Annotated in this window: 27 protein-coding genes; 18 read left to right on the forward strand and 9 right to left on the reverse strand. The window is 60.5% G+C overall.

Annotation, left to right across the window (positions count from 1 at the left end):
- Positions 1 to 16: 16 nt before the first annotated feature.
- The 5 genes from ABX75_RS16960 (at position 17) to ABX75_RS16980 (ending at position 4,782) form a co-directional block, all read left to right on the forward strand.
- Complete coding sequence (locus ABX75_RS16960) at positions 17 to 343, forward strand: DOPA 4,5-dioxygenase family protein (RefSeq protein WP_034111099.1); 327 nt, start codon at positions 17 to 19, stop codon at positions 341 to 343.
- Between the two features lie 166 nt (positions 344 to 509).
- Positions 510 to 1,475: a 2-dehydro-3-deoxygalactonokinase gene (locus tag ABX75_RS16965; protein ID WP_034101655.1), complete on the forward strand. Its 966-nt coding sequence runs from the start codon at positions 510 to 512 to the stop codon at positions 1,473 to 1,475.
- A gap of 1 nt (position 1,476) precedes the next feature.
- A complete protein-coding gene (locus ABX75_RS16970) occupies positions 1,477 to 2,097 on the forward strand; it encodes a 2-dehydro-3-deoxy-6-phosphogalactonate aldolase (RefSeq protein ID WP_034101657.1) in 621 nt (206 codons plus the stop codon).
- Between the two features lie 47 nt (positions 2,098 to 2,144).
- Positions 2,145 to 3,293 (forward strand): galactonate dehydratase, encoded by a 1,149-nt coding sequence (gene dgoD, locus ABX75_RS16975; protein WP_034111103.1) that lies wholly within the window; start codon positions 2,145 to 2,147, stop codon positions 3,291 to 3,293.
- Positions 3,294 to 3,471: 178 nt separating this feature from the next.
- The gene (locus tag ABX75_RS16980) at positions 3,472 to 4,782 is read left to right on the forward strand and encodes an MFS transporter (RefSeq protein ID WP_040266541.1); all 1,311 of its coding nucleotides are present in this window, start codon (positions 3,472 to 3,474) and stop codon (positions 4,780 to 4,782) included.
- Between the two features lie 66 nt (positions 4,783 to 4,848).
- Here the strand turns inward: ABX75_RS16980 and ABX75_RS16985 are convergent, their stop codons facing one another.
- The 3 genes from ABX75_RS16985 to trpB form a co-directional block, all read right to left on the reverse strand.
- Complete coding sequence (locus tag ABX75_RS16985) at positions 4,849 to 6,507, reverse strand: FAD-binding protein (protein ID WP_047882305.1); 1,659 nt, start codon at positions 6,505 to 6,507, stop codon at positions 4,849 to 4,851.
- 174 nt (positions 6,508 to 6,681) lie between these two features.
- Positions 6,682 to 7,491: a tryptophan synthase subunit alpha gene (trpA, locus tag ABX75_RS16990; RefSeq protein ID WP_034101661.1), complete on the reverse strand. Its 810-nt coding sequence runs from the start codon at positions 7,489 to 7,491 to the stop codon at positions 6,682 to 6,684.
- Positions 7,492 to 8,718: a tryptophan synthase subunit beta gene (trpB, locus tag ABX75_RS16995; RefSeq protein WP_034101662.1), complete on the reverse strand. Its 1,227-nt coding sequence runs from the start codon at positions 8,716 to 8,718 to the stop codon at positions 7,492 to 7,494.
- A gap of 110 nt (positions 8,719 to 8,828) precedes the next feature.
- Between trpB and ABX75_RS17000 the strand changes: the two genes are divergently transcribed.
- Positions 8,829 to 9,725 carry a LysR family transcriptional regulator gene (locus tag ABX75_RS17000; RefSeq protein ID WP_047882329.1) on the forward strand — a complete coding sequence of 299 codons (897 nt, stop codon included), beginning with the start codon at positions 8,829 to 8,831 and terminating at the stop codon, positions 9,723 to 9,725.
- On the opposite strand, the gene ABX75_RS17005 is transcribed toward ABX75_RS17000, so the two are convergent.
- Positions 9,722 to 10,048, reverse strand: coding sequence for a YqjD family protein (locus tag ABX75_RS17005; protein WP_034101663.1), 327 nt, complete (start codon positions 10,046 to 10,048; stop codon positions 9,722 to 9,724). The two genes, ABX75_RS17000 and ABX75_RS17005, sit on opposite strands and share 4 nt — an antisense overlap.
- Before the next feature lie 156 nt (positions 10,049 to 10,204).
- Here ABX75_RS17005 and ABX75_RS17010 point away from each other — a divergent pair, with 156 nt between their 5' ends.
- Positions 10,205 to 10,420 carry a dodecin gene (locus tag ABX75_RS17010; RefSeq protein ID WP_003170747.1) on the forward strand — a complete coding sequence of 72 codons (216 nt, stop codon included), beginning with the start codon at positions 10,205 to 10,207 and terminating at the stop codon, positions 10,418 to 10,420.
- A 113-nt stretch (positions 10,421 to 10,533) separates the two neighbouring features.
- Positions 10,534 to 10,758 (forward strand): DUF1161 domain-containing protein, encoded by a 225-nt coding sequence (locus tag ABX75_RS17015; RefSeq protein ID WP_034136332.1) that lies wholly within the window; start codon positions 10,534 to 10,536, stop codon positions 10,756 to 10,758.
- 63 nt (positions 10,759 to 10,821) lie between these two features.
- Here the strand turns inward: ABX75_RS17015 and ABX75_RS17020 are convergent, their stop codons facing one another.
- Positions 10,822 to 11,823 (reverse strand): LLM class flavin-dependent oxidoreductase, encoded by a 1,002-nt coding sequence (locus tag ABX75_RS17020; RefSeq protein WP_047882306.1) that lies wholly within the window; start codon positions 11,821 to 11,823, stop codon positions 10,822 to 10,824.
- Between the two features lie 216 nt (positions 11,824 to 12,039).
- Between ABX75_RS17020 and ABX75_RS17025 the strand changes: the two genes are divergently transcribed.
- Positions 12,040 to 12,471 carry an OsmC family protein gene (locus ABX75_RS17025; RefSeq protein WP_047882307.1) on the forward strand — a complete coding sequence of 144 codons (432 nt, stop codon included), beginning with the start codon at positions 12,040 to 12,042 and terminating at the stop codon, positions 12,469 to 12,471.
- A 141-nt stretch (positions 12,472 to 12,612) separates the two neighbouring features.
- The gene (locus ABX75_RS17030; RefSeq protein WP_034101669.1) at positions 12,613 to 12,852 is read left to right on the forward strand and encodes a DUF1161 domain-containing protein; all 240 of its coding nucleotides are present in this window, start codon (positions 12,613 to 12,615) and stop codon (positions 12,850 to 12,852) included.
- On the opposite strand, the gene ABX75_RS17035 is transcribed toward ABX75_RS17030, so the two are convergent.
- On the reverse strand, positions 12,853 to 13,275 hold the full coding sequence (locus tag ABX75_RS17035) for a hypothetical protein (RefSeq protein WP_034101670.1): 423 nt from the start codon (positions 13,273 to 13,275) through the stop codon (positions 12,853 to 12,855).
- A gap of 110 nt (positions 13,276 to 13,385) precedes the next feature.
- Between ABX75_RS17035 and ABX75_RS17040 the strand changes: the two genes are divergently transcribed.
- Positions 13,386 to 14,429 (forward strand): aminopeptidase, encoded by a 1,044-nt coding sequence (locus ABX75_RS17040; protein WP_047882308.1) that lies wholly within the window; start codon positions 13,386 to 13,388, stop codon positions 14,427 to 14,429.
- Positions 14,430 to 14,495: 66 nt separating this feature from the next.
- On the opposite strand, the gene ABX75_RS17045 is transcribed toward ABX75_RS17040, so the two are convergent.
- Together ABX75_RS17045 and ABX75_RS17050 are read right to left on the reverse strand one after the other, a co-directional pair.
- Entirely contained in the window at positions 14,496 to 15,155 is a 660-nt protein-coding gene (locus ABX75_RS17045; protein ID WP_034101672.1) for an HAD family hydrolase, read from the reverse strand.
- Complete coding sequence (locus ABX75_RS17050; protein WP_034101674.1) at positions 15,152 to 15,694, reverse strand: gamma carbonic anhydrase family protein; 543 nt, start codon at positions 15,692 to 15,694, stop codon at positions 15,152 to 15,154. The genes ABX75_RS17045 and ABX75_RS17050 overlap by 4 nt, the downstream gene beginning before the upstream one ends.
- 102 nt (positions 15,695 to 15,796) lie before the next feature.
- Here ABX75_RS17050 and prlC point away from each other — a divergent pair, with 102 nt between their 5' ends.
- Positions 15,797 to 17,845 carry an oligopeptidase A gene (gene prlC, locus ABX75_RS17055; RefSeq protein WP_034101675.1) on the forward strand — a complete coding sequence of 683 codons (2,049 nt, stop codon included), beginning with the start codon at positions 15,797 to 15,799 and terminating at the stop codon, positions 17,843 to 17,845.
- Complete coding sequence (locus tag ABX75_RS17060; RefSeq protein ID WP_034101676.1) at positions 17,842 to 18,114, forward strand: YheV family putative zinc ribbon protein; 273 nt, start codon at positions 17,842 to 17,844, stop codon at positions 18,112 to 18,114. Before prlC ends, ABX75_RS17060 begins: the two co-directional genes overlap by 4 nt.
- 60 nt (positions 18,115 to 18,174) lie before the next feature.
- Here ABX75_RS17060 and ABX75_RS17065 read toward each other — a convergent pair whose 3' ends face one another.
- The gene (locus tag ABX75_RS17065) at positions 18,175 to 18,873 is read right to left on the reverse strand and encodes a dual specificity protein phosphatase family protein (protein ID WP_047882309.1); all 699 of its coding nucleotides are present in this window, start codon (positions 18,871 to 18,873) and stop codon (positions 18,175 to 18,177) included.
- A gap of 279 nt (positions 18,874 to 19,152) precedes the next feature.
- Here ABX75_RS17065 and ABX75_RS17070 point away from each other — a divergent pair, with 279 nt between their 5' ends.
- The 5 genes from ABX75_RS17070 to ABX75_RS17090 all read left to right on the forward strand — a co-directional run bounded on the left by ABX75_RS17070 (position 19,153) and on the right by ABX75_RS17090 (position 25,099).
- Positions 19,153 to 19,902, forward strand: a complete 750-nt coding sequence (locus ABX75_RS17070) for a gluconate 2-dehydrogenase subunit 3 family protein (RefSeq protein WP_047882310.1) — start codon at positions 19,153 to 19,155, stop codon at positions 19,900 to 19,902.
- A 2-nt stretch (positions 19,903 to 19,904) separates the two neighbouring features.
- Entirely contained in the window at positions 19,905 to 21,689 is a 1,785-nt protein-coding gene (locus ABX75_RS17075; RefSeq protein WP_034101680.1) for a GMC family oxidoreductase, read from the forward strand.
- Between the two features lie 12 nt (positions 21,690 to 21,701).
- On the forward strand, positions 21,702 to 23,000 hold the full coding sequence (locus ABX75_RS17080) for a cytochrome c (RefSeq protein WP_047882311.1): 1,299 nt from the start codon (positions 21,702 to 21,704) through the stop codon (positions 22,998 to 23,000).
- Positions 23,001 to 23,081: 81 nt separating this feature from the next.
- Positions 23,082 to 24,140 (forward strand): PA0069 family radical SAM protein, encoded by a 1,059-nt coding sequence (locus tag ABX75_RS17085; protein ID WP_047882312.1) that lies wholly within the window; start codon positions 23,082 to 23,084, stop codon positions 24,138 to 24,140.
- A gap of 227 nt (positions 24,141 to 24,367) precedes the next feature.
- Positions 24,368 to 25,099 (forward strand): carbonic anhydrase, encoded by a 732-nt coding sequence (locus ABX75_RS17090; RefSeq protein ID WP_034101684.1) that lies wholly within the window; start codon positions 24,368 to 24,370, stop codon positions 25,097 to 25,099.
- The last annotated feature ends 9 nt before the right edge of the window (positions 25,100 to 25,108 follow it).

The raw sequence follows: 25,108 nt of genomic DNA on the forward strand, positions 1-25,108 counted from the left end.
CCCATCGGAGCCGGTCATGCACCGTATCAAGGGTTATCACGCTCATATCTACTTTGACGCCAGCACGCTCGAACAAGCGCGCGCCTTGTGCGAGGACGCGGCCAAGCTGTTCCCGATACGCATGGGCCGCGTGCATGAGCGCCCCGTAGGCCCGCACCCGGACTGGAGCTGCCAACTGGCCTTCGACGCTGAGTACATCGGCGTCATGCTGCCGTGGCTGGCGCTGCATCGAAACGGGCTGGTGGTGTTCCTGCACCCCGATACCGGCGATGAGTTGAAGGACCACACCGACTACGCGATCTGGATGGGTGCGATGCGCGAGCTGGATCTGTCGGTTTTTTAACCTCTTCTTGCAAGACGCAAGTCCGCACATTCCCGATGACACGTAGGACTTTGCTTGTCTATCTCCCACTATGTGGGATAGCCATTTATATATTGAGATATTTCACAGCATAGGTTTATAGTCGCCCATCTGCTTATTTCAGCACCCACACATTTCAGGTGAAGCGATGCAGGCGCAATTGATCGCGCTCGACTGGGGGACCAGCTCCCTTCGTGCTTACAAACTCGGCCCCGCAGGCGTGGTGCTGGAACAACGCTCGCTGGCGTCGGGCATCATGCATCTGCCCAGCGAACCCCGCGACATTGCCGGCGTGCGCTGCAGCGATGGTTTTGAGTTGGCGTTCGACGCGGCGTGTGGGGATTGGCTCGACGCCGAGCCACACCTGCCGGTGATCGCCTGCGGCATGGTGGGCAGCGCTCAGGGCTGGAGCGAAGCGGCATACCGCAATACGCCGGTGGACGTCGCCAGTCTCGGCAAAGCCTTGCACAGCGTACGCAGCCTGCGTGGCGTGGCGGTACACATCGTGCCCGGCGTGATCGAGCAAGGCCGCTTGCCCAACGTAATGCGCGGCGAAGAAACCCAGGTGCTCGGCGTGCTGCACAACCGGCCTGCCGGCGGTGAAGTGTTGATCGGCCTGCCGGGCAGCCACTCCAAGTGGGTCGAGGTGGTCGGTGGCTGCATCACCCATTTCGACACCTTTATGACCGGTGAAGTGTTCGCGATCCTCAGCAAGCACAGCATCCTGGGGCGTACGCAACAGCCTTGCGAGCATTTCCAGGCCGAGGCCTTTGATCGCGGCGTGCAAGTGGCGCGCTCTCAGGATGGCCAGCGCGGCGTGCTGTCGACGCTGTTCAGCGCTCGCACCCTGGGCCTGACCGCCGAACTCGCGCCCGATCAGCAAGCGGACTACCTGTCCGGTCTGATGATCGGTCATGAGCTGGCCGGTCTGCCTGAGCGCGCCCGGCACACCCCGATCATCCTGGTCGGCGCCGGCCCTTTATGCGCGCGCTACCAACGCGCCCTCGCCCTCTGCGGCTTTGCCCATGTCAGCCTGGCCGAAGAAGCCACCGAGCGCGGCCTGTGGCAATTGGCGCTGGCGGCCGGGCTCACTCAACCTGCAACGGAGGCCTGACATGCTCAAGCAAGCACTCGCTCAAAACGGTTTGATCGCCATCCTGCGTGGCCTGCGCCCGGAGGAAGCCCAGGCGGTCGGCCAGGTGCTGTACCAGGCCGGCTTTCGCGTGATCGAAGTACCCCTTAATTCACCGGACCCTTACACCAGCATCCGCATCCTGCGTGACAGCTTGCCCGCCGATTGCCTGATCGGTGCCGGCACGGTGTTGACGCCCGAGCAGGTCGAGCAGGTGAAAGCCGCCGGTGGTCAAGTGATCGTCATGCCCCACAGTGACGCCAAGGTATTGCGCGCTGCCAAAGCGGCGGGCCTGTACCTGTCGCCGGGTGTGGCCACGCCCACCGAGGCCTTTGCCGCACTGGCCGAAGGCGCCGACGTGTTGAAGCTGTTCCCGGCCGAGCAAATGGGCCCGCCGGTGATCAAGGCGTGGTTGGCGGTATTGCCGGCGGGCACGTTGTTGCTGCCGGTGGGCGGCATTACCCCGGACAACATGCAGGTGTTCACCGACGCCGGCGCCAAGGGGTTCGGGCTGGGTTCCGGGTTGTTCAAACCGGGTATGACAGTGGATCAGGTAGCGAGCCGCGCCCAGGCTTATGTCGCCGCCTGGAAAGCCCTGAGCTGAATTCAAGTTCCGCGCCCCTGGCGCTGCATCTACAAGAGAGATAACAGATGAAAATCACCAAACTGACGACCTTTATCGTCCCGCCGCGCTGGTGCTTCCTGAAGGTCGAAACCGACCAGGGCGTGACCGGCTGGGGTGAGCCTGTGGTCGAAGGCCGCGCCCACACCGTGGCTGCTGCCGTTGAAGAACTGTCCGACTACCTGATCGGTAAAGACCCACGCAACATCGAAGACATCTGGACCGTGCTCTACCGCGGCGGTTTCTACCGTGGCGGCGCGGTGCACATGAGCGCCCTCGCCGGTATCGACCAGGCGCTGTGGGACATCAAAGGCAAGGCCCTCGGCGTTTCCGTCAGCGATCTGCTGGGCGGCCAGGTGCGCGACAAAATCCGCGTGTATTCATGGATCGGCGGCGACCGCCCCGCTGATACTGCCCGCGCGGCCAAAGACGCCGTGGCGCGTGGTTTCACTGCGGTGAAAATGAACGGCACCGAAGAGCTGCAATTCCTCGACAGCTTCGAAAAAGTCGACCTGGCCCTGGCCAACGTCGCCGCTGTGCGTGATGCGGTCGGCCCCAACGTCGGCATCGGCGTCGACTTCCACGGCCGCGTGCACAAGCCGATGGCCAAGGTGCTGATGAAAGAGCTGGACCCGTACAAGCTGATGTTTATCGAAGAGCCCGTACTCAGCGAAAACTACGAAGCGCTCAAGGAGCTGGCGCCGTTGACCAGCACCCCGATCGCCCTGGGCGAGCGCCTGTTCTCGCGTTGGGATTTCAAGCGCGTGCTCAGCGAAGGTTATGTCGACATCATCCAGCCGGACGCCTCCCACGCCGGCGGCATCACCGAAACCCGCAAGATCGCCAACATGGCCGAAGCCTATGACGTAGCGCTGGCCCTGCACTGCCCGCTGGGCCCGATTGCGCTGGCGGCGTGCCTGCAACTGGATGCGGCCTGCTACAACGCGTTTATCCAGGAGCAAAGCCTGGGGATCCACTACAACGAGAGCAACGACTTGCTCGACTACGTGCGTGACCCCGGCGTGTTCGACTATGAGCAGGGCTTCGTCAAGATCCCTAACGGCCCGGGCCTGGGCATCGAGATCAACGAGGAATACGTGATCGAGCGCGCGGCCATCGGCCACCGCTGGCGCAACCCGATCTGGCGCCACGCCGACGGCAGCTTCGCCGAGTGGTGATCACCCAATGAAGAGCGCCGGTTAAAAAATGTGGGAGGGGGCTTGCCCCCGATTGCGATGGCCCTGCCACTGACGATGTCGACTGACACTCAGCTATCGGCGGCAACCTCCCCTCCACATTCAATCCGGTTTCTTCAGTAAGACTTGTCCTCAATAAACATAAGAAGAGACTCCCCCCATGCAACCTGAATCCTTGACCGGGCAGGCTCCTTTAGTCACGCCTAGCCGAAAGCGCTTCTTCATCATGGTGCTGCTGTTTATCACCGTGGTGATCAACTACCTGGACCGCAGCAACCTCTCGATTGCAGCCCCGGCCCTGACCAGTGACCTTGGTATCGACCCGGTGCACGTCGGCCTGATTTTCTCGGCCTTCGGCTGGACCTACGCGGCCATGCAAATCCCCGGCGGCTGGCTGGTGGACCGGGTGCCGCCGCGCATTCTCTACACCGCTGCCCTGCTGCTGTGGTCTATCGCTACTGTGATGCTGGGGTTTGCCGCCAGCTTCATCGCGCTGTTCGTTTTGCGCATGGCAGTCGGTGCGTTGGAAGCGCCGGCCTATCCGATCAATAGCCGCGTGGTCACCAGTTGGTTTCCCGAGCGTGAACGCGCCACCGCCATTGGCTTTTACACCTCCGGGCAATTCGTCGGGCTGGCATTCCTGACGCCGGTCCTGGCCTGGCTGCAGCATCGCTATGGCTGGCACATGGTGTTTGTGGTGACCGGTGGCGTCGGCATTCTGTGGGCGGCGATCTGGTACGCGGTGTACCGCGAGCCGCGTGATTTCAAAGGTATCAACCAGGCCGAAATCGACCTGATCCGCGACGGCGGCGGGCTGGTGGACCTCAGCACTCAAACGGCCAAGACCAAGACGCCATTCAGCTGGGTCGACCTGGGTATTGTCCTGAGCAAGCGCAAACTGTGGGGGATCTACCTCGGGCAGTTCTGCCTGAACTCCACGCTGTGGTTCTTCCTGACATGGTTCCCGACGTACTTGGTGAAGTACCGCGGCATGGATTTCATCAAGTCCGGCATGCTCGCGTCGCTGCCGTTTCTCGCGGCATTCGTTGGGGTGCTGTGTTCCGGGCTGTTTTCCGACTGGCTGATCCGTCGCGGCGCGAGCGTGGGTTTTGCGCGCAAGTTGCCGATCATCAGCGGCCTGCTGATCTCCACGGCGATCATCGGCGCCAACTTCGTCGAATCGACCCCGTTGGTCATCGCCTTCCTGGCCGTGGCGTTCTTCGGCAACGGGCTGGCTTCGATCACTTGGTCGCTGGTCTCGACTCTCGCCCCGGCGCGCTTGTTGGGCCTGACCGGCGGGGTGTTCAACTTCATCGGCAACCTGGCGGCGATTACCACGCCAATCGTCATCGGTTTCCTGGCCAGCGGCGATTCGTTTGCGCCAGCGATCACCTACATCGCGCTGCTGGCGTTGCTGGGGGCGTTGTCCTACGTGCTGCTGGTAGGCAAGGTCGAGCGCATCGAGCTGTAAACCAGCCACCCGCTGGCGAAGGCGCAATGCCCTCGCCAGCGGGGCTGTAGCCTAAGAGGCCGGTCGTTATGGGAGTGGCACCGACATTTCGTTGCGGAACACATTCAATGGGTCCCAGCGTTGCTTGGTTCTACGCAGACGGCTCTCGATGAGGGGGTTGGGGAAGAAAATTCCATACCACGACGGGTTCTTGGCATTGGCCGGGTCGCCGCCGATGTAGGTCATATCCAAGTCCGGGTAGTTGATGTAGCAGCCCTCGAATTGCGCATCGTCCGGCACGCCGGTGCTGAACGCCGCTTTAAAAAGTCCGCGAATCCAGTTGGCATGGGCCTGGTCCACTGCATCGTCCGCCGAATGCCAATAGCACTGCGGTTGCCATTTGAGGTACGAGGAACGCTGGGCGGCGGAGGTCTGCGCCAGGATCGGAGCCTCCATTTCGTTGATGCGCCCGCCGAACGATTGGATCTGTATCAGGCTCTGGGTCAGGTATTGCGCTGGGTCGGGCCATTTCAATGTGTTCCAGATCGCGTCCTTGACCTGTAGCGTGAACGCGCCTTTCTGATACGCCGATTTATAGCGACCGCGCTGATTGTCGCCAGAGCCGTTGAGCGATTGCGTGGCGTACAGCCAGTCCAGGCGCCTGGCGGCGTCATGGGCGGTGCGCAGGGAGGTGATGTGGCGGCCCTTATTCATGCCGCTGGGCTGGTGCACCACATGAAACGGCAACAATGATTCCCGTGCACTCCCGCCGACCGCAGCGAGCATGCTGCTGACAAAGTCGTCGAAGGGCGCGAGGTCATCGAGTTGGCCATCCTTGTCGACGTAATGAATGCCTAGAGTGACGTTGCCGGTATTGGCGTGACGCATCTCCAGCTTGGTGGCCAGGCCCCAGGTGCTGGGGTCCGCCTGATGGCTTGCAAACCAGAGCTGATAAGCGTCCAGCAGCCCGCCGAGCTTGGTGCGGTCCAGTTCGTTCAAATCCCATTCCAACGGCAGCCAAAGCACTTCCTTCGGTGCCGGCGGCAGCGCCTTGAAGTAGTAACTGGTGATGATGCCGAACTGGCCGCCACCGGCACCGCAGCAGGCCGCGAACAAATCCAGCTCGTCGCTATCGGTGCTGTCGCGTGACACATGCACCGGTTCAAGGCCTATGCCGGTGGCATCGGCCACCAGGATATCCACACCGTCCAGCCAGTCGCAGACCAGCCCGTATTTGCGCGATAGCAACCCGTAACCGCCGCCGCAGATATGCCCGCCGAGCCCCACCGAATAACAGGAACCGCTCGGCAAGGCTTTGCCCGCCAGCTTGTACAGCGCGACGCTGGTGTCCCAATTCTGGCAACCAGGTTCCAGGCGCACGCTGTAGCGGTAGGTCGAGTCGGGCACCAGCACTGAGCCAATCTGCCCATTGGGGTCGTAGGCCACTTGGTTCATCTGGCCTACATCCAAAATCGATAATGCCTCGCCAGGCGCATTGGGCATCACGTTGGAGACGAAGCCCTCGTAACAGTGGCCGCCGCTGCGCACGGTGATGCGGCCGTTGGGCATCGCCAATGCCTGGGCGGCGGCGTCGATGATGTCCTGGGGGGTGTGACACAGGTATATCAGGTTGGCGCCGTCGGGCGACGACTCGCCCTGAACGTTGCCTTTTGGCCAGCGCAGGTTGAAGCCTTTTTGCAAGGTGGAGTGACGCGGGTCTGAAGGTGGGACGAGATCAAATGCCATGATGGACTCCAGGGAGACAATGATGACTTCTGATGCAACTAACTTAACGACCGACGGAGCAAGAACGGTGGGGCTTGCAGAGGTGGTTAGACAGCAATAGGCAAGAAGTGCGTTGAAGGTGGGGCGCAATGCCCACCTTCAGCCTAGCCTAGATCAGTCGGGAGCCTGAGGCCTTTACTTACGAGCGTTACGTACACCTTCCGACAATGCTGCGCAGTGGCTGAGCACGCCGTCGATAGCCTGCTGGTCGCTGCTGGCATTGGCGATGTGATCGATCAACGCCGAGCCCACCACCACACCGTCCGCCAGCCGTGCAATTGCGGCGGCCTGTTCCGGCGTACGAATACCGAAACCGATGCTGATCGGCAGATCGGTGTGCCGACGCAGACGCGTGACGGCTTCTTCGACGTGTTCCAAGGTGGCGGCGCCCGCGCCGGTCACACCGGCCACCGACACGTAATACACAAACCCGGAACTGCCGTTGAGTACGGTCGGCAGGCGCGCGTCGTCGGTGGTCGGCGTGGTGAGGCGGATAAAATCCATGCCTGCGGCCTGGGCCGGGTCGCACAGCTCGCCGTTATGCTCAGGTGGCATGTCGACCACGATCAAACCGTCCACACCGGCGGCTTTGGCATCGTCGATAAAAGCGGGCACGCCGTATTTGTGGATCGGGTTGAAGTAGCCCATCAACACCAGCGGTGTTTCGTTGTTGTCCTTGCGGAACTCGCGAACCATCTGCAGGGTTTTCGCCAGGTTCTGCTTGGCGGCCAGCGCGCGGATGTTGGCCAGTTGAATGGCCGGGCCGTCGGCCATTGGGTCGGTGAAGGGCATGCCCAGCTCGATCACGTCGGCACCGGCAGCCGGCAAGCCCTTGAGGATCGCCAGGGAGGCGTCATAGCCAGGGTCGCCGGCGGTGACGAAGGTCACCAGGGCGGCACGGTTTTGTTCCTTGAGTTGCGCAAAGCGGGTTTGCAGGCGGCTCATTTAGTGTTTCTCCTGCTGAGACTGTTCCATGTGGTGCATCACGGTCTGCATGTCTTTGTCGCCACGGCCGGACAGGTTGACCACCATCAGGTGATCCTTCGGCAGCGTCGGTGCGCGCTTGAAGACCTCGGCCAGGGCATGGGCGCTCTCAAGTGCAGGAATAATCCCTTCCAGACGGCAGCATTTGTGGAAAGCATCGAGGGCTTCGTGGTCGGTCACCGAGGTGTACTGGACGCGGCCGATATCATGCAACCAGGCGTGTTCCGGGCCGATGCCGGGGTAGTCCAGGCCGGCGGAAATCGAGTGGGCGTCGATGATCTGGCCGTCGTCGTCCTGCAACAGGAAGGTGCGGTTGCCGTGCAGTACGCCCGGTACGCCGCCGTTGAGGCTGGCGGCGTGCTTGCCGGTCTCAATGCCGTGGCCGGCCGCTTCGACGCCGATGATTTCCACGCTCTTGTCGTCCAGGAATGGGTGGAACAGGCCCATGGCGTTGGAACCACCGCCGATGCACGCCACCAGGCTGTCCGGCAGGCGGCCTTCCTGGGCTTGCAGCTGGGTGCGGGTTTCCTTGCCGATCACGGCCTGGAAGTCGCGCACCATCGCCGGGTACGGATGCGGGCCGGCTACGGTGCCGATCAGGTAGAAGGTGCTGTCGACGTTGGTGACCCAGTCGCGCAGGGCTTCGTTCATCGCATCTTTCAGGGTGCCGGTGCCGGCGACCACTGGGATTACTTCAGCGCCCAGCAGCTTCATGCGGAACACGTTGGCCTGCTGGCGCTCGATGTCGGTGGTGCCCATGTAGATCACGCATTGCAGGCCGAAACGCGCAGCCACGGTGGCAGTGGCCACGCCGTGCATGCCAGCGCCGGTCTCGGCGATGATGCGTTTTTTGCCCATGCGTCGCGCCAGCAGGATCTGGCCGATGCAGTTGTTGATCTTATGCGCGCCGGTGTGGTTCAGCTCTTCGCGCTTGAGGTAGATCTTGGCGCCGCCGCAGTATTCGGTCAGGCGTTCGGCGAAATACAGCGGGCTTGGGCGACCGACGTAGTCGCGCTGGAAGTAAGCCAATTCCTCGTTGAATGCCGGATCGATCTTGGCCGCTTCGTATTCGCGGGCCAGGTCGAGGATCAACGGCATCAGGGTTTCAGCGACGTAGCGGCCGCCGAACGCGCCAAACAGGCCGCTGGCGTCTGGGCCGTTGCGTAGATCGGTCTGGGACTGAGTCATGGGACGCTCCAGGAAAGAATTCGTGTGGGAAGCAATGAGGGCCACTCTACCCCTCACATTCGATGCTGAAAACCGATAAGATCGCCGCAACCTGTCAGGAAAACTCACAGATGAGCCGAGACCTTCCGCCCCTCAATGCCTTGCGCGCATTTGAAGCCACCGCGCGCCTTAACAGCGTCAGCCAGGCCGCTGAGCAACTGCATGTGACCCACGGCGCAGTGAGTCGCCAGTTGAAGGTGCTCGAAGAACACCTGGGCGTCAGCCTGTTCTTCAAAGAAGGTCGTGGCCTTAAACTCACAGATGCCGGGGTAAGGCTGCGGGACGCCAGCGGCGAGGCGTTCGAGCGCTTGAGGGATGTGTGTGCCGAACTTACTCAGAGCAGCGTGGATGCCCCGTTTGTGCTCGGTTGCTCAGGCAGCTTGCTCGCGCGCTGGTTGATCCCGCGGCTGGGCCGGCTGAATGCCGATCTGCCGGACCTGCGCCTGCATCTTTCGGCGGGCGATGGCGATCTGGACCCGCGTCGGCCTGGGCTGGATGCCTTGCTGGTGTTCGCCGAACCGCCATGGCCGGCGGATATGCAAGTGTACGAGTTGGCCAGTGAACGTATCGGGCCGGTAATGAGCCCGCGCTTCAGCGGCTACGAGCGTTTGCGCCAGGCGCCCGCCTCGGCGTTGTGTGGCGAGGCGCTGTTGCACACCACTTCACGACCCCAGGCTTGGCCCAGCTGGGCGCAGCAATATGGCATCGCACCGGCGGCGTTAAAGCACGGGCAAGGCTTTGAGCATTTGTATTATTTGCTGGAGGCGGCAGTGGCCGGGCTGGGCGTGGCGATCGCGCCGGAGCCGTTGGTGGCAGAGGATCTGCGGGCCGGTCGCCTGGTGGCGCCGTGGGGTTTCAGCGAAACCCCGGCGCACCTGGCGTTGTGGCTACCCAAGCGCGCCGCGGATGGGCGCGCTCGGCAGTTGGCGCAATGGCTCAAGGCTGAGCTGTCGCGCCAACCGGTTTAGTCACCGCGCTTGCACAGCAGGTAAGCCGCCAGCAGGCCCAGTGCGCCAACGGCGACGCCGGCGGTGGTCCATGGGTGCTCTTGTGCGTAATCGCGAGTCGCCACGCCGGTTTCGCGCAGTTTGACTTTGCTTTCTTCGTAGGCATCGGTGATCAGGTGACGGGAATGCTTGAGCGCGTTCTCGGCATTGCTTTTCAGGGCCTTCAAGGTTTTGCGCGACTCATCGGACGCATCGTCCTTGAGACTTTCAAGGGACTTGAGCAGGCTCGAAATCTCGGCTTCCATGCTTTCCAGCGACGCTTTGCGTAAAGAAGTGTTGGCCATGTGGACTCTCCTGAAGTGATTGAGTGGCGTGTGTAGATACCGACTGCGGGGTTTGCAGAAAGTGCAGTAAATCTGAACTTTCGGGTAGGAACGGCCGCCAGAAGCAGTACGAAGATTGACTGCTAGGCTGCATAAACCACCCTTAGGAGAAACACCATGAGCGATCATCACACGTACAAGAAAGTCGAATTGGTGGGTTCGTCCACCACCAGCATTGAAGACGCAATCAACAATGCCATCGCCGAAGCGAACAAGAGCCTCAAGCATCTGGAGTGGTTCGAAGTCACCGAAACCCGTGGCCATATCGAAAACGGCAAGGTGGCGCATTACCAGGTGACGTTGAAAGTGGGATTCCGGATTGCCAGCAGTTGATCCCGTGAGTTGAACTTGCTGACTGGCCGATTGCCATAACCTGCGCTACACCGTTCGGGTGCCGATGCCATTGCAACGGTATGTCCATTTCGATCAGCGCAAGGAAGTAACGGATGAAGAAGCTCCTGTTAGCAGTAGGTTTGTTGAGCATTGCAGGCTCCGCACTGGCCGCGGGTAAGCCGTGTGAAGAGCTCAAAAGCGAAATTGCCGCGAAAATCGACGCCAAAGGTGCTTCGGGCTATTCGCTGGAAATCGTCGACAAAGGCGCTTCGACCGACGCCCAAGTGGTCGGTAGTTGCGAAGGCGGTACCAAGGAAATCGTCTACAAACGCGGCTAACCCCGTGTTGCAGACATAAAAAACCGACGCGGGTGCGTCGGTTTTTTTTCGCCTGAGGTTGGGTCAGCCCTTCATCAGCTGCGCCAGCAACTCGTAGGAATGAATCCGGTCGGCGTGTTCGTACAGATCGCAGGTGAAGATCAACTCGTCCGCGCCGGTCTGTTCGATCAGCACCTCAAGTTTGGCGCGGATCTTCGCCGGGCTGCCCACCATGGCCAGGCCGAGGAAACTTCCGACTGCGTCCTTTTCATGGGGCAACCACAGGCCGTCCATGGTTTTCACCGGTGGGCGCTGCACCAGGCTCTGGCCGCGCATCAAGGCGAGGATGCGCTGGTAGACGGACGTCGCCAGGTAATCGGCCTGCTCGTCGGTATCAGCTGCCACCAGCGGAATGCCCAACATCACGTAGGGTTTATCCAACACGGCTGAAGGCTTGAAGTGGTTGCGGTACACGCGAATCGCTTCGTGCATAAGGCGTGGTGCGAAATGGGAGGCGAAGGCGTAAGGCAAACCGCGCTCGCCGGCCAGTTGCGCACTGAACAGGCTCGAACCCAGCAGCCACACCGGTACGTTGGTGCCGGTGCCGGGTACGGCGATGACCCTTTGATCTGGCGTGCGCGGCCCCAGGTAGACCATCAGTTCGGCCACGTCTTCGGGGAAGTCATCGGCGCTGCCCGAGCGCTCACGGCGCAGGGCGCGGGCGGTCATCTGGTCGGAGCCAGGCGCGCGGCCCAGGCCCAGGTCAATGCGCCCGGGGTACAGGCTTTCGAGGGTGCCAAACTGCTCGGCGATCACCAGCGGCGCGTGGTTGGGCAGCATCACACCGCCGGAGCCGACGCGAATCGTCGAGGTGCCGCCGGCCAGATAGCCGAGCAATACTGAAGTGGCTGAGCTGGCGATGCCATCCATGTTGTGGTGTTCAGCCACCCAGAAGCGGTTGTAGCCGAATTTTTCCAGGTGCTGAGCCAGGTCCAGGGAATTGCGCAGGGACTGCGCCGGGCTGCCATTGGCCCGCACGGGCACCAGGTCGAGGGCGGAAAACTTAATGTCGGACAGCGATTTCATAAGCCTGCTTCTCCAGTAGGGGCGCAGGCTTCTTAAGACGAACCAAAACCTGCCGCTTCATGTGCATGTTCTATGCAATGAGGGCATATACCCGAGATTCAATAGCGTGCGTAAAAAATCCTACTTAATTGCTGGGTTTTTCCTATGACTGAACTTTGCCAGAGCTTCTATCCTCAGAACCTTACTGAAGCAAAACCACCGTTCGAGGAGAAAGCTATGAGTATCGTTAAAAAGGCATCCGCGCATTGGGAAGGTGATCTGAAGACAGGTGTGGGCTCCATTTCCACCGAAACCGGCGTACTGCGTGAAGCGCATTACGGTTTCAAGGCCCGTTTTGAAGGCGGCAAAGGCACCAACCCGGAAGAACTGATCGGCGCGGCCCACGCCGGCTGTTTCTCCATGGCGTTTTCCATGATTCTGGGCGATGCCGGCCTCAAGGCTGACAGCATCGACACCCAGGCCGACGTGACCTTGGACCAGGTCGACGGTGGCTTTGCGATCACCGCCGTGCACCTGACGCTCAAGGCCAAGATCCCAGGCGCCAGCCAGGCCCAGTTCGATGAACTGAGCAAAAAGGCCAAGGAAGGTTGCCCGGTATCCAAGGTGTTGAATGCAACCATCACCCTGGATGGCACGCTCGTAAACTGACACAAGGTCCATCGTGGGAGGGCGTAAGCCGCCTCCCGCGATGTTCTGCGTTAAATCAGAACTCCCGATTCGCAACTGTGGTCCTATACCCTATGCAGCCTAGTCGCACACTCGTGCGCAATGCATTCAGGGAGCTTCAACATGAAACGTTTTGCCTTGGCGATCATCTGCGGTGTGTTGGCCACATCGGCCGTGGCCGCTCCAAAAGATTGTGAAGAACTCAGGAAAGAGATCGAAGTGAAGATCCAGGCCAAGGCGATTCCGTCCTACACCCTGGAAATCATCACCGCCGAAGAAGCGAAGAACCACGACAGCGCCATGATCGTCGGTACGTGCGAAAACGGCACCAAACGCATCATCTACCAGAAAAACAACGACTGATTAAAGGCAGTTCACACTGCGCTCCTCTGCCAGCAACTGACGGCCCGAGTCGTAGAGCCGGATGTTGGGCGTGAAGGCCAGCGAGCGACCTTCCAGCAGGTAGCGCTGGCCGGCCTGGAAGTGGTCGTACTGCAACGTCATAAAGCAGGTTCGGTACATCATCTGGCTGAGGCTACCTAGGCCGCCACCCGCCGGCACCTCAAAATCAAACCGCACCATCAGTTCATGGGCGCCGGGCGGCATTTGGAAGTAGCGCCCGTCGTCGAGATTCTTGCCGTCCAGACGCTGTGCCATCACCAGCTTCGCCCCCGGAGTGGGCGTGATGAAATCGACCCATGCCTGTTGTGGGTCGGCCGACGGCACCGGTGTTGTGGTGCAGGCACTCAGAAGTAAGGCAGCGGCGGCAAACAGCAATGGGCGCATGGCACAGTCTCTATGCAGGATGAGGTTTGAGTATAAACACCTCAGGCCGTGGAAAAATTCCCGGCAGGCACGCTAGTCTGGCGCGCACATTACCCAGGAGCAGTCGGAATATGGTCAGGCGTTTTGTTGTTGCGGCGTTGACTGTGCTGCTGAGCGGTTGCTCCAGTGTCACTTACTACAGCCAATTGGCGAGCGGTCAATGGCAGTTATTGCGCGCCCGCGAGCCCGTGGCCCAAGTCATTGCCGACCCGACGCGCCCGCAAGTACTGCGCGAACACCTGGCACAAGCGCAGAAGGCACGCACCTTCGCCAGCGACCATCTGCACTTGCCCGATAACCTGAGTTACAGGCTGTACGCGGACATCGGTCGTCCCTATGTGGTCTGGAATGTCTTTGCCACGCAGGAGTTTTCTCTGACGCCTCAGACCCATTGCTTTCCCATTGCCGGCTGCGTGGCCTATCGCGGTTATTACAACCAGGGCGCCGCACGGGGTGAGGCGGCAATGTTGAAGCTGCAAGGCATGGATGTGGCGATCGGCGGCGTGGAGGCTTATTCCACCCTGGGGTGGTTCGACGACCCGATCATGAATTCGATGTTGAACTGGGGCGATGAGCGGCTGGCCACGTTGATCTTCCATGAATTGGCTCACCAGCGTTTCTATGTAAAAGACGACACGGAGTTCAACGAGTCGTTTGCCAGTTTCGTCGAGCAAGAAGGCACGCGCCAATGGCGTGCAGCGAGGGGGCTGGGGCCGATCAGCGATACCCAGGCGCGGCAGCGCGAGCAATTTATCCGCCTGATCCTCGACACCCGCCAATGCCTGGAAAAACTCTACGTACAGCCCTTGGCCCCGGAGGTGATGCGGCAGGCCAAGGCGGCGCAGTTCGAGCAATTGCGCCACGACTATCGACAACTGCGCGACACCCAGTGGGCGGGCGATAAACGCTATGACGCCTGGATCAATCAGCCGATGAATAACGCTCGGCTGCTGCCGTTTGGGCTGTATGACCAGTGGGTGCCGGCGTTTGCGGCGTTGTTTGCCCAGCAAGGTGGGGATTGGCTGAAATTCTACGCCGCGGTGGAAAAGATGGGCGAGATGCCGCAGATGCAGCGCAAGGCTGCGTTAAGGCAGTTGGAGGGTGTGGGCTTGTAGGGCCTCATCGGGGGCAAGCCCCCTCCCACCTTTTTACGCTGCACAGCTTGCCCCCGGTGACGATTTTTAAGGCCGCTGCAAAAACGCCCCGTGCATCGCGGCCAATGTCTCGAAATGCCAGGTCGGCGCTTCGGCATTCAATTCTTCAAAGCTGCCAAATCCATACCCCACCGCCGCCGAATCCAGCCCGTTGCTACGGGCGCCGATCAGGTCGTGCTTGCGATCGCCGATCATCAGGGTGTTGGCCGGGTCCAGGCTCTCTTCTTTGATCAGGTGGGCAATCAGCTCGACCTTATTTGTGCGGGTACCGTCCAGCTCGCTGCCGTAAATCACCTTGAAGTGCTTGGCAAAGTCGAAATGCCGCGCAATTTCCCGGGCAAATTCCCACGGCTTGGAGGTGGCGATGTACAGCTGGCGGCCTTGGTTGTTGAGTGCCTCCAGCAACGGCATCACCCCGTCGAATACGCGGTTTTCGTACAGCCCGGTGACCTTGAAGCGCTCGCGATAGAAATTCACCGCGTCCCAGGCCTTGGCTTCATCGAAGTCATAGAACTGCATAAAGGCTTGCAGCAACGGCGGGCCAATGAAGTGTTCCAGGCGGGTCAGGTCTGGTTCATCAATGCCCAACTTGGCGAGGGCGTACTGGATCGAGCGGGTGATGCCTTCGCGCGGGTCGGTGAGGGTGCCGTCCAGATCGAACAGCACGGTGGAGTAATGCAGGGTCATCGGTCGAATCCTTCCGCCAGGTGCAGGTCTTTGAGCTTCACGTAGTTCGCCGCGCTGTAGGTGAAAAAGGCGCGTTCCTTGTCAGTCAGCGCACGGATTTGTTTCACCGGGCTGCCCACATACAAAAAACCGCTTTCCAGCGTCTTGCCCGGCGGCACCAGGCTGCCGGCGCCGATGATCACGTCATCCTCCACCACTGCGCCGTCCATCACGATGCTGCCCATGCCGATCAGGATACGGCTGCCCACCGTGCAACCATGCAGCATGACCTTGTGGGCGATGGTCACATCGTCGCCGATCAGCAGCGGGAAACCGTCGGGGTTGAAGGGCCCGGCGTGGGTGATGTGCAGCACGCAGCCATCTTGGATGCTCGTGCGCGCGCCGATACGGATGCGGTGCATGTCGCCGCGAATCACGGTCAGCGGCCATACGGAGCTGTCGGGGCCGATTTCGACATCGCCGATCACCACCGTCGAAATATCGACAAACGCCCCGACGCCCAGGGTTGGCGTGTGGTTCTGATAGGTGCGAAGGGTCACGATAGCTTCTCTCTCTTTTGCTGATAGCTGCGGTGGGCATTGATTGTAATTAAGATGGCCCCATCTTTGTTCTTACATGTTTCTCCAGCCAAGGTACCCACCGTGAGCGCGAACAACCCTCTTCTGCAGCCCTACGACCTGCCGCCGTTCTCGGCGATCCGTGCCGAGCACGTTCAGCCGGCCATTGAACAGATCCTCGCCGACAGCCGCGTTGCCATCGAAGGCATCCTGCAAAGCCAGGGGAAAAATCCGACATGGGCCGGCTTGGTCCTGGCCATGGATGAACTCAATGATCGCCTGGGCGCGGCCTGGAGCCCGGTGAGCCACCTCAACGCCGTGTGTAACAGCGCTGAATTGCGTGAAGCCTACGAGGCGTGCCTGCCGGCACTGAGTGCTTATTCCACCGAAATGGGCCAGAACCGCGAGTTGTTCCAGGCCTTCGAAGCCTTGGCCAATAGCCCGGAAGCCGCTGGCTTCGATGTGGCGCAAAAAACCATCCTCGAACACTCCCTGCGCGACTTCCGCCTGTCGGGTATCGATTTACCGCCCGAGCAGCAGAAACGTTATGCCGAAGTGCAAAGCAAACTCTCCGAGCTGGGCAGCAAGTTTTCCAACCAACTGCTCGACGCCACCCAGGCCTGGACCAAGCACGTCACCGATGAAGCTATCCTCGCCGGCCTGACTGACTCGGCCAAGGCGCAGATGGCCGCCGCCGCACAGGCAGTGGGCCTCGAAGGTTGGCTGATCACCCTGGAATTCCCTAGCTACTACGCGGTGATGACCTACGCCCAGGACCGCGCCCTGCGTGAGGAAATCTACGCAGCCTACTGCACCCGTGCGTCGGACCAAGGCCCGAATGCCGGTCAGAACGATAACGGCCCGGTGATGGAACAGATTCTCGACCTGCGTCAGGAACTGGCCAGCCTGCTGGGCTACGCCTCGTTCTCCGAACTGAGCCTGGCCACCAAAATGGCCGAGTCCAGCGACCAAGTGCTGAGCTTCCTACGTGACCTGGCCAAGCGCAGTAAGCCGTTTGCCGCTCAGGACCTGGAGCAGCTGAGAGCCTACGCCGCCGAACAGGGCTGTGCCGATTTGCAGAGCTGGGACAGCGGTTACTACGGCGAAAAACTGCGCGAGCAGCGCTACAGCGTGTCCCAGGAAGCCCTGCGCGCCTACTTCCCGATCGACAAAGTGCTGAGCGGCCTGTTCGCCATCGTGCAGCGCTTGTATGGCATTGAGATCGCCGAGCAAAAGGGTTTCGACACCTGGCACCCGGACGTTCGCCTGTTCGAAATCAAGGAAAACGGCCAGCACGTCGGACGCTTCTTTTTCGACCTGTACGCCCGCGCCAACAAGCGCGGCGGCGCCTGGATGGACGGCGCGCGCGACCGTCGTCGCACCATCGATGGCGTGCTGCAAAGCCCGGTGGCCAACCTGGTGTGCAACTTCGCCCCGGCCGACAGCGGCAAGCCTGCTCTGCTGACCCACGATGAAGTCACCACGTTGTTCCACGAATTCGGTCACGGCCTGCACCACCTGCTGACCCGTGTCGACCACGCTGGTGTCTCCGGGATCAACGGTGTGGCGTGGGATGCGGTGGAGTTGCCGAGCCAGTTCATGGAGAACTGGTGCTGGGAGCCCGAGGGTCTGGCGCTGATCTCCGGCCACTATGAAACCGGCGAGCCGCTGCCCCAGGACCTGCTGGAAAAAATGCTTGCGGCGAAGAACTTCCAATCCGGCCTGATGATGGTGCGGCAGCTGGAGTTCTCGCTGTTCGACTTCGAACTGCATGCCACTCATGGCGATGGTCGCAGCGTGGCGCAGGTGCTTGAAGGAGTACGCGACGAGGTTTCGGTCATGCGCCCGCCGGCCTACAACCGGTTCCCCAACAGCTTTGCGCACATCTTCGCCGGTGGTTACGCGGCGGGGTACTACAGCTACAAATGGGCCGAAGTGCTATCGGCGGATGCCTTCTCCAAGTTCGAAGAAGAGGGCGTGCTCAATGCTGAAACCGGCCGTGCGTTCCGTGATGCGATCCTGGCGCGTGGCGGTTCCCAGGCACCGATGGTGCTGTTCGTCGATTTCCGCGGCCGCGAGCCTTCCATTGACGCTCTCTTGCGTCACAGCGGCTTGAGCGAGGAAGCAGCATGAGCCAAGGACCTGTAATCACCAAAAAGCAATTTATCGCCGGGGCTGTGTGCCCGGCGTGCAGCGAGCCGGACAAGCTGAAAATGTGGACGGAGGACAACGTGCCCCATCGCGAATGCGTGGCCTGCGGCTATACCGACACGCTCAATGACCAAGGCTTGTCGGTGCCCAAGGAACTGGGTACGCGGGTCAATACCTCGGCGCTGAAAGTGCCGGATCCGAAGGTGCAGGCGGTGCAGTTCTTTCCGAACCCAAAGCTGAAAAAAGACTGAAGAAACCTCACGCAATCATTTAGGAGCTGGGGGCTCGCAAAGAGCCTCAAGACAATGCGGTCATTCACGTGGCTGCATTGTTTTGATCACGTCCGCCCCTACTGCATCTGCTCCCTCCTTGTTTGAGGTGGAGATCCAATCCTTCATCGAACACAGTGCAAACGCGCTAGTGCTGCAATCTCCGTTTGCCAAGGCTGTGCGCAATTTGCCGACATCGGCCCGCATCATGTAGCGAACGCCGTCCTTGAAACCATTACTGTTGCCAAATCCACCCAGGGTCATTTCGTTCAGCGCGTCTTCTTTGCTCCACCCTTGAATTACTACCCGGTACATCGCTGCCATCAAGCCCGTACGGTCCGAACCATGCTTGCAGTGCATCAGCACTGGGCCGTTGCTCTCTGCTTGCTGAATGGCGCGTAGCGCCGCCAGTACGTCCGAATCATCAACGTGATTGGTGCGATAAGTCAGTTGCACTTGCTTGATATCGGCTGTTTTAAGCCAAGTGGCATCGGATTCCGGTAGGAAATTGATCACCGTGCCGATCTTCAGCTTTTCCAACAATGGCAGCGCGCCGCTATCCGGTAAGCCACTGCGGTACAACGTGGGGGTCATCTGGTGCAAGTTGTAGTGGGTATCAATCGGTTGCGCCCATTCGGGTGAGCGCACGGAAGTGATGATCTCATCGGCCTGCACGGGGGTAGTGGCGAACAGGCTGACGAGCGTGAGGCAGAGAGCCGCAAATAAGGCGTGTTTCAACATGGTCGACGTAACCGAAAGGAGCTAATGGCTTTCAGATTGGGTGACGTCGGGTCAATGCCGTGTGAGTCGGTCGTCAAAGAAGCGTGATTTGGCGGGCTTTGTGGCCGGTGATTTTCAGCTGAATCGATTTTCCTCGATGCTTAGCCTGCTATCATTCGTAACTATTCATGTCAGCTGTGTTCTATCTCTCTGAAACAGTTGGATCCAATTGCCCTGTAGACGCTCAAGCCGCTCGCCAGAAGCGGCTGTTCAATCCGTGACCACATGATGAGGTGCTCCATGTCTGATCAAGATCAAGACAACCCCCGGCGTGACTTTTTACGCAAATCCTTGACCTTGATCCCGGTGGTCACGGTTGCCAGTACCGGCCTGGGTGGTTCGATGCTGATGGCCACGCCTGAGCCGGCGCAGGCCAGCGCGGCCAAGCCAGCGGTTAGCGAAAAAGCCTACGAACCCAGCTATTTCACGGCTGAGGAATGGGCGTTTATCCAGGCTGCCGTCGCGCGCTTGATCCCTGCCGATGCCCAAGGTCCCGGCGCCCTTGAAGCGGGTGCGCCGGAGTACATCGACCGTCAGATGAACACGCCCTATGCCAGTGGGGCGTTGTGGTACATGCAGGGGCCATTCAACGCCGATGCCGCCCCAGAGATGGGCTGGCAGAGCAAGTTGGTGCCCCAAGAGATTTACCGCCTGGGCATTGCCGCGACCGATGCCTGGTCGAAGGCATTCAATGGCAAAGCCTTTGCCGCTCAAGACAGCGCTACCCAGGACGATATGCTGCGTCGTCTTGAAGCCGGCGGCGAGGTGTCGGCCCATTTCGAGGCGGTGCCGGCGAAGATGTTCTTCAACCTGTTACTGCAGAACACCAAAGAAGGGTTTTTCTGCGACCCGATTCACGGGGGCAATAAAGGCATGGTCGGCTGGACACTGATCGGTTTCCCCGGCGCGCGCGCCGACTTTATGGATTGGGTGGAACGCAACGAGCAATACCCCTTCCCGGCAGTTTCCATCCGCGGCGAGAGGGCATAAGCGTGGCGACCATCATGAAGAAAGTCGATGCAGTGATCGTAGGCTTTGGCTGGACCGGCGCGATCATGGCCAAGGAACTGACGGAAGCGGGCCTGAACGTGGTTGCGCTGGAGCGCGGCCCGATGCAGGACACCTACCCCGACGGCAACTATCCCCAGGTCATCGACGAACTGACCTACAGCGTGCGTAAAAAACTCTTCCAGGACATTTCCAAAGAGACCGTAACCATTCGCCATAGTGTGAATGACGTGGCCTTGCCCAATCGGCAGCTCGGTGCATTCTTGCCCGGTAATGGCGTGGGCGGTGCGGGCTTGCACTGGTCGGGCGTGCATTTTCGCGTCGACCCAATCGAGCTGCGCATGCGCAGCCACTACGAAGAGCGCTACGGCAAGCACTTCATTCCAAAGGACATGACCATCCAGGACTTCGGCGTCAGCTATGAAGAGCTGGAGCCGTTCTTCGACTATGCGGAAAAAGTCTTCGGCACCTCCGGCCAGGCCTGGACCGTCAAAGGTCAATTGGTGGGCGAAGGGCGCGGCGGCAACCCTTATGCGCCGGACCGCTCCAACCCGTTCCCCCTGCAAGCGCAGAAAAATACCGTCTCTGCACAGCTGTTTCAGAAAGCCGCTACAGAGGTAGGTTACAAGCCCTACAACCTGCCGTCGGCCAACACCTCGGGGCCTTATACCAACCCCTACGGTGCGCAAATGGGGCCGTGCAACTTCTGCGGTTTCTGCAGTGGCTACGTGTGCTACATGTACTCCAAGGCGTCGCCGAACGTGAACATCCTGCCGGCCCTGCGGCAGGTGCCGAATTTCGAACTGCGGCCCAATTCTCACGTACTCAAGGTCAACCTCGACAGCACTAAGCGCAAGGCCACCGGCGTGACCTACATCGACGGCCAGGGCCGCGAGTGCGAGCAACCGGCGGACCTGGTGATCCTCGGTGCGTTCCAGTTCCATAACGTGCGTTTGATGCTGTTATCGGGTATCGGCAAGCCCTACGACCCGATCAGCGGCGAAGGCGTGGTCGGCAAGAACTTCGCTTACCAGAACATGGCCACCATCAAAGCGTTCTTTGACAAGGACACCCACACCAACAATTTCATCGGTGCCGGCGGCAACGGCGTGGCCATTGATGACTTCAACGCCGACAACTTCGACCACGGCCCCCACGGCTTTGTGGGCGGTTCGCCGATGTGGGTCAACCAGGCCGGCAGCCGGCCGATTGCAGGTACGTCCAACCCGCCGGGCACCCCAGCCTGGGGCAGTGCATGGAAGCGCGCCACCGCCGATTACTACACCCATCAGGTGTCAATGGACGCCCACGGCGCTCATCAATCCTACCGGGGCAACTACCTGGATCTGGACCCGGTATACCGCGATGCCTACGGCCTGCCACTGCTGCGGATGACATTCGACTGGCAGGAAAACGACATCAAAATGAACCGCTTCATGGTCGAGAAAATGGGCAAGGTGGCGCAGGCCATGAACCCCAAGGCGATCGCTCTGCTGGGCAAGAAGGTCGGTGAGCACTTCAATACCGCGTCCTACCAGACCACCCACCTCAACGGTGGCGCGATCATGGGCACCGACCCGAAAACCAGCGCGGTCAACCGCTACCTGCAGTCCTGGGATGTGCACAACGTGTTTGTCCCGGGCGCATCCGCTTTCCCACAAGGCTTGGGTTACAACCCTACCGGCCTGGTGGCGGCGCTGACCTACTGGTCGGCCCGAGCGATCCGCGAGCAGTACCTGAAAAACCCCGGCCCGCTGGTTCAGGCATAAGGAGCGATGACCATGAAAGCATTTGTTATCGCGACCTTGGCGCTGCTCAGCAGTTGCTCGATCAGCGCCGCTGAAACCGACCTGATCAAGCAAGGCGAGTACCTGGCCCGCGCCGGTGACTGCGTGGCCTGCCACACCGCCAAGGGCGGCAAACCCTTTGCCGGTGGCCTGCCGATGGAAACCCCCATCGGTGTGATCTATTCCACCAACATCACCCCGGACAAGACCGGCCTGGGTGATTACAGCTTTGAGGACTTCGACAAGGCCGTACGCCATGGCGTCGCCAAAAGCGGTAGTACGCTTTACCCAGCCATGCCCTATCCGTCTTACGCTCGTGTCAGCGAAAGCGATATGCAGGCGTTGTACGCGTATTTCATGAAAGGCGTCGAACCGGTCGCCCAAGCGAACAAGGACAGCGACATTCCCTGGCCCTTGAGCATGCGCTGGCCGTTGACGGCGTGGCGCTGGATGTTTGCGCCGGCCGTTGAGGATTATCAGGCTGCAGCGGGGGCCGACCCGGTGATCAGTCGCGGCGCCTATCTGGTGGAGGGCCTTGGCCACTGTGGCGCATGCCATACGCCGCGCGCCCTGACCATGCAGGAAAAAGCCCTGAGTGCTCAGGACGGCAGCGCGTTTCTGTCCGGCAGTGCGCCGTTGGAAGGTTGGATCGCCAAAAGCCTGCGCGGCGACCACAAGGACGGGCTCGGCAGCTGGAGCGAAGAGCAACTGGTGCAATTCCTCAAGACCGGTCGCAGTGACCGCAGCGCGGTGTTTGGCGGCATGAGCGATGTGGTTGTGCATAGCATGCAATACCTGTCGCAAGACGACCTGACCGCTATCGCCCGGTACCTCAAGAGTCTACCGGCGGTGGATCCCAAGGATCAGCCGCACCAGTACGACAAGCAGGTGGCGCAAGCCCTGTGGAAAGGCGACGACAGCCAGCGGGGTGCGTCGGTGTATATCGACAACTGCGCGGCCTGCCACCGTACCGACGGGCATGGTTATACGCGGGTGTTCCCGGCGCTGGCGGGCAACCCGGTGTTGCAGACGGCGGATGCGACGTCGCTGATCAACATCGTGTTGAACGGCGGCACATTACCGGCCACCCACGCGGCACCGTCCACCTTCACCATGCCGGCGTTCGCCTGGCGTCTGTCGGACCAGGAAGTGGCGGATGTGGTGAGCTTTATCCGCGGCAGTTGGGGCAACCAAGGTGGGCCAGTCAAGGCCAGCGACGTGGCGGACCTGCGCAAAGACGACATGCGCACCACCTCCGGCGATGACCTGGGGCAAGTGACGAAAAAGCACTGATCTTGCATTGACCGCCAAACGGCACTGGTCAGACACCCTGCGCCTCGATACTGTATATAAAAACAGTATCGAGGCGTTCTTATGTCGACTGCGCTGCCACCCCGGGGCCGGGGCACGGCCACCAACCTGCACAACCGCTTTGCGCCTACGGTCAGCGTGGTCGAGGATGACGGTTGGCATCAGGAAGTACCGCCGACCCAGGGCACCGAAGTGCGTATCGAGATGGCCAAGACCATCATCACGCGCAACAACTCACCAGACTTGCCGTTCGACCGCTCGATCAACCCTTATCGTGGCTGCGAGCACGGCTGTATCTACTGCTACGCGCGGCCCAGCCATGCCTATTGGGACATGTCCCCAGGGCTGGATTTCGAAACCCGCCTGATCGCCAAGCACAATGCCGCCCAGGTGCTGGAGCAGCAGCTGTCGAAACCGGGCTATGTGTGTGCGCCGATCAACCTCGGTTCCAACACCGATCCCTACCAACCCATCGAGCGCGAGCACCGCATCACCCGACAGATCCTGGAAGTGCTGCTGCGATACCGGCACCCGGTGACTATCATCACCAAGGGCTCGCTGATCCTGCGCGATCTGGACTTGCTCACCGAGTTGGCGCGCCAGCGTCTGGTGGCGGTGATGATCAGCCTCACCAGCCTGGACGATGAGCTCAAGCGCATCCTGGAGCCACGCACGGCGGCGCCCAAGGCGCGTCTGCGAGCGATTCGGGTGATGCGTGAGGCGGGGATCCCGGTGGGCGTGCTGTGTTCGCCGATGATCCCGATGATCAATGACAGCGAGCTGGAAAGCCTGCTGAGCGAAGCCCATGCCGCCGGGGCCCAGAGCGCGGCCTACATGATGCTGCGCTTGCCGTTGGAGGTGGCGCCGCTGTTCGAAGAATGGCTGGCGGCGCATTATCCGCAGCGTGCGGCCCATGTGATGAGCCTGGTGCGCCAGGTGCGCGGCGGAGAGGTGTATGACAGCCGTTTCGGCGTGCGCATGCGTGGTGAAGGGCCGTTTGCCGATCTACTGGCCCAGCGCTTCAGCAAAGCGATCAAGCGTTTGGGTCTGAATCGTCGGGAAGGCTTCAATCTGGATTGCGAGGCGTTCTGTCCACCTGGCCGACAAATGGCATTGTTGTAGACTGGCTAGGAAGAATGCACCATTCCTGTAGGAATAGTCGCGTTTTGACATCACTGAAACCCGCGATCTAGAGCGGTTCATTCAGTTTGAGTTAAGTTTCGATGGTTACCTTGTTCAGCGAGTGACTGATGAGTCGGCCCTGGAGTCCGTGGCGGTTTACAACTATTCCACTAGCCAGGCGTCGAACTGACCTGAAAACTCCCCTGCATTAATTAAGAGGATGAATCATGAGTGACAAGGATAAACAGCCGTTGGCTGCGTCGGCATCAGCCCCTCAGGTGGCAGAATCCGCCGATGCAGCGTTGCAACATATCGTTGACGGTTTTTTGCATTTCCATCACGACGTCTTCCCTCAGCAGGAAGAACTCTTCAAGAAACTCGCCACGGCCCAGAGCCCAAGAGCGATGTTCATCACCTGCGCAGACTCGCGCATCGTCCCTGAATTAATCACCCAAAGCTCGCCCGGCGACCTGTTCGTTACCCGTAACGTCGGTAATGTGGTGCCCCCTTACGGGCAGATGAACGGCGGTGTTTCCACGGCGATCGAGTACGCGGTGCTTGCCCTGGGTGTACAGCACATCATCGTCTGCGGGCATTCCGATTGCGGCGCCATGCGCGCGGTGCTCAACCCCGACAGCTTGGAGAAAATGCCCACGGTCAGGGCCTGGCTGCGGCACGCCGAGGTCGCCAAGGCCATGGTTCATGACAACTGCGACTGCGCCAATGAAGGCGAGAGCATGAAGGTGCTGACCGAAGAAAACGTCATCGCCCAGTTGCAGCATTTGCGCACCCACCCTTCGGTGGCTTCGCGCATGGCCAACGGTCAATTGTTTATCCACGGCTGGATTTACAACATCGAGACCAGTGAAATTCGCGCGTACGACGCGGAGCAATCAGCGTTCCGACCGTTGAGCGGTTCCGGACCTATCCCTTGCGCGACGCCTAAAGCGCGCTTCTAAAACACTTCC

Origin of the sequence: Pseudomonas sp. ARP3 (genome assembly GCF_001029595.1) — a bacterium.
Taxonomy (GTDB): domain Bacteria; phylum Pseudomonadota; class Gammaproteobacteria; order Pseudomonadales; family Pseudomonadaceae; genus Aquipseudomonas; species Aquipseudomonas rhodesiae.